The following is an 11,039-nucleotide window of genomic DNA, read 5'->3' as shown; positions in this document are numbered from 1 at the left end:
CGTGAGCATCCGAAACCCTTTTTGCAAGCGCTTACGAAAATAATTAGAATCAAAAGGACCGCGAGGCTTGCCGTTCTGCAGGTGTTCATTTCATCTCATCTCCCCCTCGATGTGTGCCGTTATGAAATCAAGTCGAATAATAGTGAATATTACTAGAAATGTTTCTTCCAATCAAGAAAGCCTATTCATAAAAACCAAGCGATGCCCGTTATATCCCCATTATATAAAACGATCCCCCGGGAAATTCCCGCGGGACGATGATCGTCTGTCTCGAAACTCCGACTTTATCGGCTTATGAAGCTACGAATTCAACCGGATTTTGTTTGGCATACGCCCGCAATTTATGCTGATGTTTTATTTTCCCGTAAAAAAAGCAACCTCGATTCATGGAAAATCGAATCGAGGTTGCCAAAAGATTACGGGAGCAAGCCCAGTTCCGCCCAGTGCGGATGCGCCTCAAGCCGCCGTTCCATGTCGCGGAACGCCTGGAGCGAGCGTCGCAGCTTCGAATAGGCGTCGCCTCCTTCGCTCCAGCCCTGAAAGCCGATCATCCCGTCAAAACCGATCTTTTTCAGCTGTCCGAGCAACGCGAAATTGTCCAGCTCGCCCTCATCCAACGGCTCGATCGTAGCGACATTGCCGAAGCCGTGCGGACTCGGACGGCTGCCGGACAAGTTCACCTGCTTCAGGTACGGCGACACCTCCCGCAGCAAGCCCGCCAGATTGGTCCTGTCAACGGCGTACCAATGGTAGCCGCAGAACACGATGCCAAGATTCGGATGATTGAACCGCCGGCACAGCCGCACCGCATCTTCGTGGCGCTCGATCCAGAAGGACAGATGCGTGTACAGCAAAATGTCGATGTTGCGCCGCTCGCAAATTTTGAGCGCCTGCTCCAGCCACTTGACCGCGATGTCGTCACCCGCCGGGTCCGAAGGACGAAGATGACTGCCGACGGACTGAATCGCCAGTTCGACGGTCGAGCACCCTTCCATCGTCTCCAGCAGCTTCAGAATGCCCTGGTTTCTCGGATGGCTCTCACCCAAAGAGAGGTCCAGCACGACGTATACGCCCGCGACGTCCAGCCCGTATTTCTGCTTGACGCTGCTGAGCTTCGCCGCATCCCGCCACCGCTCCCCGTGCCAGTTGTACAGAAATGCCACTTCCGATTGGGAAATGCCCGTATACCCGGCCAGACCTACATTCAGATAATGGGAAATCATCGTATCGAAATTTCGTTTTCGCAAGCTTTCTTCCGTCTCTCCGACAAGCGGAATCCACAATACTTTTTTGTGCGGCAGCTTCGTTCCGCCATACGCAAAGCCGTAGTTCCACGTGCGGTCTATATAGCCTTTCGTAATGGCCGGCAACGAATACCACCATAACGGAAAAATAAACGCAAGCCCTTCGTTTCGTTTCAGCCTCGCCATTTCGGCTTGAACGCGCGCGGAATAGCTCTTGTGCGGGTTATCCCAGTCGGGTTCGTCTTTTTCGAAGACGAGCGGATCAAATTCCTCCCCGTACTAGTCGGCGATTTCCGCTTCATGGCCGGCATCGGCAAGTCCTTGAACGAAACGTTCGGCAACGGAAAACGTCAGCGAACTTCTTCTCGGATGCGAAACGATCGTCAGCACTTTCATTTGAGCCACTCCCTTAACGGATATTAGTGATCCCAACCGGTACTGCCGCAACAGCGCCCGCCCTGTTCATGAACGATTTTGTCCGGCTGCGGTTCCGCCGGTTAATGCGGGAAAATGCGGTACGACTTCCGCTCCCAATTCTTCGATCACGTCTTCGACAGGACGATGGCCGTACTTGAGGTTGATGATGACATGATTGACGCCCACATTTTGCAGAAACTCAAGAAATTCAATTAATGGTTTGCGCCCGATTTTGAACCCCAAATGAATCGGTACAGGAGCATGATTCGGATCTTCCATCAAATCGATATAGAGCGATTGGCTGAACGGTTTGAATTGATCGGTGAACGTTCGCCAATGTTTGATCAGTTCCGCCTGGAATTTGATATTCCGGGGATAATACATCCAACCGTCGCCGTTTTGGGCAATCCATTCAGGGGACTGCGAGCTGTGGCCGGTTACCAGCAGCGGAATATCCGACAGACGCGGTTTGGGCAGCAGATCCCCGTTCGTCAGGTCGACTCGCTGCGATTGGATCGTCGGAAAACCTTCTTTCCACGCTTGTTTCATGACCGATACGGCTTCCTGAAACAAAGCGCCGCGCTCTTCGAAATTGACGGAGAACGCCGGGAATTCGATAGGCCGGTCCCCGGTCGCCACCCCGAGCACAAGCCGTTCGCCGGACAGGCGGTCGACGGAAGCTGCCGCTTTCGCTACATGCAAAGGATGGCGCAAGGTCAGAATAATGCTTGCGGTCCCCAACGCGATGTTTTGGGTATGGGCGGCTATATACCCCAGATAGACCCACGGATCGTAAATTTGGCCTACATCCCCGAAATACGGGTCATGAAGCGGCACATCCCTGACGAACAATGCGGCAAAATTAAGCTCCTCCGCTCTTTTTGCCAGCTTCAATTGCTTTTCTATGTTCATCTCCGGCACGCTGCCTTCGTAGGATTCCAAAGGAAAGAACAAGCCGAGCGTCAACCGATTCTCTTTAAACATGCGCGAATAACCTTTGTGCTTTTCAAACCGACTCATCTTCGTCCCTCTATATCCATATTCATAAATATCTATAATTATCGATATAATAATATAAAATGAGGCATCCTGCAAGGATCAAAAAGCGGCTTGCAAACATTTCAAATTACAATTCCGTCGATAACCACTCGGTCATTTTTTTGATATTTTCTTCGTCCCTCTTATAATAAGTAAATTGCCCAATGCGTTTTGCTTTTATCAATCCGGCGTTTTGCAGCATGGACAGGTAAAGGGACACGGTCGATTGCGACAATCCCACTTTTTTATGGATGTCGCTTACGCAAACGCCGTCTTCGTTAATATCCCCGTGCAGCGGTTTGGGAAAATGAATCTCCGGATTTTTTAACCACTGTATGATTTGCAGCCTTGTTTCATTGGACAAAGCCTTGAATACGTCCAAAAGTTCCATGGCTACCTCCAGATGCCTGAAATTGTATCATTTTGCGTACGCCGACCTAGCGCCGACGATCGAAGTTTTCATTATTCTAACATTGCGGCGCGTACGGTTGCAATTCAATTGTGGTCTGTCAATCCGCATCTATGAAATGACAATCCGGACGCACGGTCCGTGCGTCCGGAGCGGAGACCAAAGTTCGCGTCATTCTGCGGGCGAAGAGATTTGATTTTGACAGTCTTCGCAAACCCCATAAATCTCGAATCGGTGATTTACGATTTTATAATTTCCGGGAAGGTCCATGTTTTGTTCCAAAGGGCAGTAATCGAATGTCAGCGTCTTTTCACAGTTCAGACAGATCAGATGGTGATGGTGATGAGAATGGCAGCTTCCCTTGAATTTCAATCCGCCGTCCATAAAATAAAATTGCTCCAGAACTCCCATTTCGCTTAACATGCGGAGATTGCGATAAACGGTATCGAAACTGACGCTCGGGTACTTCACGCACATTTGATCGTACACGTCTTTCGGGGACAAGTACCCGTCATGATCGGCAAAAATTTGAGCCAACGTTCTCCGCTGATCGGTAATTCTCCATCCGTTTCTGGACATGACCGCAATCATTTCCTGTACTGTACCGGAACCAGACATTCCATTCCCTTTCCTTTCCGAAAATCGGCCTTGATGTGATCGGATCCGTTCCCATTGCAACGAGCAACTTGATTGACCCTATTGTATCATTTCCGTTGCGCTGTTGCCATGCTGTCGGAGCCATGGTCCCATGACCGCCCGCTCATGACGGTGAAGCGGCATCGCTTGTGTCTATCGCGGCATTCGGCAAATCGTCCGGGAAAAGCCTCCAGTCCCGCTTCATTTCTTCTTCGGTCAGCAAGCAGACATCCAGGCTGGAGATGAGACGGGCCCGATCCATGTCGATCCCGATAAATACCAGCTTGTTGATGCGGTCTCCGTATTCGGGGTTCCATTGTTCGGCCAAATCCGGATTTTCCCTAAGTATGGCTTCCCGTTCTTCCCGGGGCAAAGCGGCAATCCAATATCCCGAAGGTCCGAATTGGATAGACGGCCCCGCCTGACTGAGGCTTTGAGCCAACTGATTGCGGGTGGCGAGCCAGACGATTCCTTTCGCTCTGACGACCTCGGATGGCCAGTCTTCCATCCATCGCATCAGTCTTCCGGGATGGAACGGCTTGACGCGTTCGTAAACAAAAGAGGAAATGCCGTATTCTTCCGTCTCCGGCGTATGGACCGGCTTTTTCAGCTCCTGGATCCAACCGGCCGATGTGCTTGCTTCTTCAAAGTTGAATAAACCGGTGTTCAAAATATCCGACGGATTTACCCGGCCATGCTCGGTCCGAATGATTTTGGCTCGCGGCTGAAGTTTTCGAAGAACGCTCTCCAGCTTCGCAAGCTCGTCCTCTTCCACCATGTCGCATTTGTTCAGCAGCAGCACGTCGCAAAATTCGATCTGGTCGATCAGCAAATCGACAACCTCGCGGGTGTCATCCTCTCCCACAGCCTGGCTCCGATCGAGCAGCGTCTCTCCGGATGAAAAATCATGCCAGAAGCGATAGGCGTCCACAACCGTGACCATGCAGTCGAGCCGGCAATATCGGGACAAGTCGATCCCCTGCTCCTCATCGATATAAGTGAAAGTTTGCGCGACAGGAATCGGTTCGCCGATTCCCGTGGACTCGATCAGGATGTAGTCGAAACGTTGCTCCTTCGCCAATTTCTCCACCTCGCGGAGCAAATCTTCCCGAAGGGTGCAGCAGATGCAGCCGTTGGACATTTCGACCAGCTTTTCGTTTGTCCGCGAAAGTCCTCCCCCATCCTTGATGAGCGAAGCGTCAATATTGACCTCGCTTAAATCGTTGACGATTACCGCCACTTTCAAGCCGTCGCGATTGTTCAACACATGGTTCAGAACCGTTGTTTTGCCCGCTCCCAGATATCCGCTTAATACGGTAACCGGTATTTTGTTTTGCGTCATACCATCACCTTTTAATTGTAATTTTTACGCTTATCGCGCAAGTGTAAAGCCGGGGCTGAAACCCGGCTCGCTTCGCGCTGATTTCGTATCCCTTTCTTAAATGTAATAATTACGTTTAAGGAAATTCTAGCAGGTCATGCTTGTTTCGTCAACCGCTTCGCGATCGGTTTCGCTTCATGCTGCGTATGAGCGTTTTCGTTTCCTCCGTCACCCGATGGGATTCTACAATTTTTTGCAGCGCTTTGTTGTACGTGATATCGTCCAGAGAATGGTTTTGCAGATAGGCCATGGTCGGTTCGGGCAGCTTCACAAAACAGATCGATATCGCCCATGCCACCGCCATTTTCACATAGTAGCCGTCATGCCGGATACGGTCCAGCCATCGCAGCACATCATGAATATATGACTCGTCAATATAATAATTGAGCAGCATGACGACGCCAAAACGGATGTCATATTCCCGGTCCGAAGCCAGATAAGGCTGTAAAAAATGCCATACCCGCTCCTTATGCGAACGGGTGAACTTCAGTCCCGCGCAAAAACTGTCGCATACGGACCAGTTATCGATTTGGGGCACAAATGCGGCAACATAGCGCAAAATTTCTTCGACATCCGCCTTCGCATAGCCGATGACCATGCCCTGCAGCATCACTTCCTCGAAAAATTCATCATCCGCTTGCGCCAGATAGGCGCGCCAATCGCTTCCGGCAATTTCCCGGGCCAGTTTGCGCAGCTGCGGCAAGCGGACGCCCAACACATGATCGACGTTCGGGATCAGCGCAGCCGCGAATTTTTGATAGCCGGCATCAGCCAGTTCCTTTAATTGGTCTTTAATCGTTTTCTCCACTGTATACTCCTTACCGTTCGTTATGGCAACCGTTCGATCCTGTAGAATCCTCCCTATATCTCATTCTACAGTCGGGAACAGAATGAAGCAAAGCCTGATCCGTCCTGCGCCCGCAGCATGGATCAGGCTCCATAGATTCCGCTAGGAAAGTTCGAACCCTTGGAATCGCGATTCCTTTCCGCGCGACTGGCGAAATATTGTGCCATCACGCTATCATAACGATGGATGTGGCTTTCGAAATGCTCGGAAATGCTTATCGATTTGACTGATCGTCGCATTCATTCCTATTCCTCCGGCAAGCCAGATTCCGAACAGGCAACCTTATTTTTGGTAATCGGGTTTGACAAATCCTTCGAACCGGGTTTCGGTCACTTTTTTGAACTCCTCGGATTGATAGGCCTCTACGAGATCTTTTACGAACTGCTTGTCCTTGTCCGCCGTCTTCACCGCTACGAGATTCATATATTGGTCCGGGGTTTCTTCCCCCTCCCTTGGTTTACAAACGATGGCCCTCGGCATTGGAAAGCGAGGCAGTCCTTGCTTCATGCATCTTCGGCATGACATATTCGTGAAATTCGACCAGCTCCTTCAGCGGAAACCGGAACGTAAGCAGCAGCATCTGCACGCCCGCGCTGCGCAGCTCCGCGATTTTATCGGCCACCTGGCTATAGGAACCGATCAGCCCCGTGCGGAATCCTTCGTTGTTCGCGACAAAATCGCTGACGGTTGCGGCACGGGTCCACATGCCTTCGGCTCCTTTCGCCCTTTCCTGGAATTGACGGATCGCGGAATGATCGGCACGCTCCAATATATCCTCGCGGGCTTCCTGTTCGGATTCTCTTGCGATCACAAACGCGTTCACCGCAAACCGAACCGTTCGGCCGTGCTGGGCAGCCATTTCGCTCACCTCGCGAATCTGCTCTATGATTTCAGACGTCGGCGCGCCGTTGATGAAATACCAGTCCGACAGTCTGGCGGCCATGTTCCGCGCTTCCTGGGAGTTCCCCCCCTGAAAAATGACCGGATACGGCCGCTGGTAAGGAAAAGGCCGGATTCTGCCTTCCTTGATCTTGTAATAATGGCCGTCGAAGGTGAACGTTTCGTGCTGCCAAAGTCCTTTCAAAACTTCGATATACTCTTCGGAACGCCGATAGCGCTCGTCGTGGCCGATCCAGGGGACGCCGAACATCTCCTGCTCCTCCTGGAACCAGCCGGTCACCAGATTGACATGCCAACGGCCCGAGCTAATATGATCGATCGTCGCGCCCATCTTCGCCAACGTTACCGGCGGCAAAAAGCCCGGCAGGACGGCGCTGATGAGGCGAATCCGGCGGGTCGCGGCCGCGATCGCCGCCGCCGTCGCCAGCGGATCGAGTTGGCCGCTCCCCGAATTCCCTCCGCCGATCGCTCCGATATAGCGGACGGGATACAAAATCGCCTCGTAGCCGAGATAGTCGGCAAGCTGAGCGAGCCGCAAATTGTAAGCGAAGCTTGCGTCTTTATCCTGCTCGACCGCGGAACGAAGAAAACCGCCCGCAATATTCGAACCCCAGATGGCGAACTGCATGCTCATCGATGCTCACCTTTCCTTTACGCTCTATTCCTTTGCCGCCGGTACGCGATCGTTCGCGGCGTTGCCGATCAGCTTCCACACCGGGTCCGTCAGCTTTGCCTTGTCGTATCCCAGATACTGCGCCGCGTAAGTTCTCACCGGATCGCCCGAGTAAAAGATTTCATACAGCTCGTGGCGGGAGCCTAACGGGCTCGCGATCAAATCCCAGGCCAACTTGAACAGCCTGACGCGCTCCGATGCGGGAATGTCGGCACCGCGATAATATTTTTGCACAAGCGGTCCGATCGGTCCGTCCAGCTCGGCGACCGTGGCCGGAGTCTGCATCAGTCCCCCTGCGGCGAGGTGACGCAAAATGCCGATCGCCCGCGGATAATAACGGCTTCCCAAGTTCCGGGCCGTCGTTAACGGATCGATGGCCGGCAGCCATACTCCGGTCTCCCCGTCCGGTTCCGCCAGCTCCTCGGATACGGCAAGAAGAGCCTTGATCGTCTCCACCTGCACAAGCAGTTCGCCCAGCTTTTCCTGAACATGCAGATGATGGGTGACGCCGATAGCCGTCGATATTTCATTCGCGACCGCGGCGACAAATTTCAGCTTGCTGATCAACCGAACGACCGTCTGATGCTGGCTTAACGCGACGGCGGCTGGGTCCTGGCGGAGTTGCCAGATGGCTTCCGGGTCGTCGTGGATGAAGACGCGTTCCCACGGAACGAACGCATCGTCGAATATAATGACCGCGTCCATCTCGTCGTACTTGGCGCTAAGCGGATAATCTTCGTGGCGATCCGAGGCGAACGATTCCCGGCAGACGACATGAAGCCCCGGAGTGCCGACCGGAACGGCAAACATCGTGGAATACGCCAAGTCCGCGGACGACCTTCGATGAAAAGGAAATACGAAAATCTCGTCCACATAGGGGGCCGCGGTCGCAATCATTTTGGCGCCTCTCACCCATATCCCTTCGCGGTTCTGCTTGACGACCCGCAGATACGCATCCGGATCGCCGGCTTCGGAAGGCCCCTTGGAACGGTCGATTTGCGGATCGTGAAGCGCCGTCGTGGACAGCCAGTCTCCGTCCCGGCTTTGTTCGTAGTAACCGGCTATTTTATCCGCGAACCCTTTTCGGGCGTCGCCCCCCAAACGATGGCGGCTCGCATACCAGCCGGTCAGCAGCGATCTCGAGTATTCGGACAACCGGCTCATCATGCCGAAGGTGGCGTCCGACCAGATTCGAAAAGCCGTATGCCGGCGCAGGATGTCCTCCTTGCCGAACGGCACCAGAAAGGCGGCATTGACCGGCTTGCCGCTGCCGGGGCTGACGAATGTCAAATCGTCCCGGGTGTCCGGTTTTTCCTGCAGATCCAGAAGGGACGAGACGGTGTCCACGGTTCCTTTGAAGGCGGGATGACCGGGAACATCCGCAATGCGCTCGCCCGCAAGCCATACCGTTCTGGCGTCATTGAGGCGTGTACGATAATGCTGGCCCGGCGTTGTCGGATTCATGGAGACCCTCCTCTCTTGCAGCGTGCGTTTGTCTGAAATTCCGCATCAGTCCGGTCAGTTCGCTTTTATCCGCATACAGGTATTGATTGGCATACGTCCTCACCGGATCGCCGGCATAAAAACGCTCGTACAGCTCATGCCGGGAGCCCAGCGGGCTGCCGACCAAATCCCATGCCAATTTGAACAGCCGCACTTTATGTTCCGCGTCGATCTGCTTGCCGGCGTAGCATGTTTTCATCAGGTTCGCGAGCGGTCCATCCAGCTCGCCCAATGTCGACGGCACCTGCATAAACCCGCCTGCTCCGATCTGCTGCAAAATTTCAATGGCTCGCGGATAATAGCGGGTTCCCAAATTTCTCGCCGTTTCGATCGGGCTCAGCGCAGGCAGCACGGTTCCGGCATCGTTGCGGCGGGCTTGAATTTCGGAGACGAGCAAAAGCGCTTTTATGCTTTCCACCTGGGTGACGAGTTCGCCGAGTTTCTCCTGAACGTGCAGGAAGCCGGATGCCCCGATCGAGTCGGCAACCGCAAACGAAACGCCGGCGACAAATTCCAGCTTCGCGAGCAGCCGCACGACGGTTTGATGAAAAGCGAGGGCGTTCGCGGTCTCGTTCATGCGAAGCTCCCAAATGCCTTGAGCGCTTCCCTTCAACAAAACGCGCTCCCAAGGGACCAGCACATCGTCGAATAACAGCACCGCATCCATTTCTTCGTATTTCGCGCTTAACGGGTGGTTGTCGTCTTGAAGGGACGCAAAAGATTCCCTGCAAATGATGTGCAAGCCGGGCAGGTTGGCGGGAACGATCAGGAGATGGGCGTATTGTTGTTCGTTTTCTTTCAGCCGGTAATAAGGGAAGATCAGAAAATCATGGCAGTAAGGGCCGGCCGTCGCGATCATTTTCGCTCCTCTGACGACCACCCCGTCCTCCGTTTCTTTGACGATGCGCAGCACGGCGTCCGGGTGCCGCTGCTCGCTCGGACTTTTGGAACGGTCGATTTGCGGGTCTAGCAACGCGGTCGTAAGGAATAAATCCTTGTCTCTTGCCTCTTCGTAATAGCGTGTAATTTTATCGTCGAAATGCGGATCGAACGAAGCGAATTCGTGCCGTGACGCATACCAGCCTGTAACCAGGGAACGGGCATAATCGGACAGGCGGCTCATCACGCCGTACGTTTCATTCGCCCAATAGGCGAAGGCGTCTCTCCTTTTCTGCAAATCCGCCTTGCTGGCAGGCACGAGAAAGGAGCTATGGGCATAGGCGTTTGTCGCCGGATTCCAAAACCCGACTTGCTCCCGGACGTCCTTGTTGTCCAACGTATCGAAAAGATGCTTTAACGTACGCAATGTGCCCCGAAATGCCGGATGGCCCGTCACATCGTCCAGCCGCTTTCCGTCCAGCCAGATACTCCGTCCATCCTTCAGGCTTTGAATAAATCGTTCTCCGCGTGTCAGCGTCATCATTCTCCTCCCTGAATTTTCTAATTGTTTCGTACCCGCTATGCTTGCCGCTGCAGGGAATCGTTCTTTTCGAATAAAGGAAGCAGTAATTGTCCCGTTCGTTCGGCTTCCTCCAGATGGGGAAACCCGGAAAGTATAAAATGCGTCACGCCAATATCGATATATTCCTGCAGACCTTCTCTGACCTGCTCGGGATTTCCGACGACGGCCGTGCCCGCTCCTTTGCGAACCCGTCCGATGCCGGCCCATTTGTATTTGTCAAACCGGTAATCGCCCTGCAGCAACCGGTTCATTCTCGACTGGGCCACGGAATCGGCTTCCCGGTAATACTGTTTCATCCGCTGCTCGACCGCCGGGTCGATATCCGAAACGAGCCTGTCGGCGGCTTCCCAGGCTTCCTTCTCGGTTTCGCGGACAATAACATGAATGCGTATGCCGAATTCGAGCGTGAACGACAGCGGAGCCGACCATCCAGGAATCCAGAAAAGGGGTTCCGACAGGGACTAAAATCCCGTCAAACCCCACTCGTTCTGCCGTTTTGGCCACTGCAACGATGTAGTCCAGATCGGGT

General features: G+C 53.5%; 10 protein-coding genes and 1 pseudogene. All 11 read right to left on the bottom strand.

Going from position 1 to position 11,039, the window contains the following annotated elements; translation table 11 throughout:
* Positions 1-416: 416 nt before the first annotated feature.
* Positions 417-1,640 (bottom strand): annotated as a pseudogene (locus tag ABEV74_RS14510) (NAD(P)H oxidoreductase).
* A gap of 66 nt (positions 1,641-1,706) precedes the next feature.
* Positions 1,707-2,681, bottom strand: coding sequence for an LLM class oxidoreductase (locus ABEV74_RS14505; protein ID WP_430146892.1), 975 nt, complete (start codon positions 2,679-2,681; stop codon positions 1,707-1,709).
* Between the two features lie 106 nt (positions 2,682-2,787).
* Entirely contained in the window at positions 2,788-3,090 is a 303-nt protein-coding gene (locus ABEV74_RS14500; protein WP_062492869.1) for an ArsR/SmtB family transcription factor, read from the bottom strand.
* A 189-nt stretch (positions 3,091-3,279) separates the two neighbouring features.
* A complete protein-coding gene (locus tag ABEV74_RS14495; RefSeq protein ID WP_213526783.1) occupies positions 3,280-3,726 on the bottom strand; it encodes a Fur family transcriptional regulator in 447 nt (148 codons plus the stop codon).
* A gap of 142 nt (positions 3,727-3,868) precedes the next feature.
* On the bottom strand, positions 3,869-5,086 hold the full coding sequence (locus ABEV74_RS14490) for a GTP-binding protein (protein ID WP_430146891.1): 1,218 nt from the start codon (positions 5,084-5,086) through the stop codon (positions 3,869-3,871).
* Positions 5,087-5,234: 148 nt separating this feature from the next.
* The gene (locus tag ABEV74_RS14485; protein WP_430146890.1) at positions 5,235-5,933 is read right to left on the bottom strand and encodes a DNA alkylation repair protein; all 699 of its coding nucleotides are present in this window, start codon (positions 5,931-5,933) and stop codon (positions 5,235-5,237) included.
* 321 nt (positions 5,934-6,254) lie between these two features.
* Positions 6,255-6,452: a MetQ/NlpA family ABC transporter substrate-binding protein gene (locus ABEV74_RS14480; protein ID WP_430146889.1), complete on the bottom strand. Its 198-nt coding sequence runs from the start codon at positions 6,450-6,452 to the stop codon at positions 6,255-6,257.
* Complete coding sequence (locus ABEV74_RS14475) at positions 6,430-7,506, bottom strand: LLM class flavin-dependent oxidoreductase (RefSeq protein ID WP_430146887.1); 1,077 nt, start codon at positions 7,504-7,506, stop codon at positions 6,430-6,432. Before ABEV74_RS14475 ends, ABEV74_RS14480 begins: the two co-directional genes overlap by 23 nt.
* Positions 7,507-7,530: 24 nt before the next feature.
* Positions 7,531-9,009: a 4-hydroxyphenylacetate 3-hydroxylase family protein gene (locus tag ABEV74_RS14470; RefSeq protein WP_430146886.1), complete on the bottom strand. Its 1,479-nt coding sequence runs from the start codon at positions 9,007-9,009 to the stop codon at positions 7,531-7,533.
* Complete coding sequence (locus ABEV74_RS14465) at positions 8,963-10,471, bottom strand: 4-hydroxyphenylacetate 3-hydroxylase family protein (RefSeq protein WP_430146884.1); 1,509 nt, start codon at positions 10,469-10,471, stop codon at positions 8,963-8,965. The genes ABEV74_RS14470 and ABEV74_RS14465 overlap by 47 nt, the downstream gene beginning before the upstream one ends.
* A gap of 35 nt (positions 10,472-10,506) precedes the next feature.
* Positions 10,507-10,887 (bottom strand): LLM class flavin-dependent oxidoreductase, encoded by a 381-nt coding sequence (locus tag ABEV74_RS14460; RefSeq protein WP_430146896.1) that lies wholly within the window; start codon positions 10,885-10,887, stop codon positions 10,507-10,509.
* Positions 10,888-11,039: the final 152 nt, after the last annotated feature.

Source organism: Paenibacillus cisolokensis (assembly GCF_050481165.1).
Taxonomy (GTDB): domain Bacteria; phylum Bacillota; class Bacilli; order Paenibacillales; family Paenibacillaceae; genus Paenibacillus_AH; species Paenibacillus_AH cisolokensis.
This window is presented reverse-complemented; position numbering and strand designations above follow the sequence as displayed.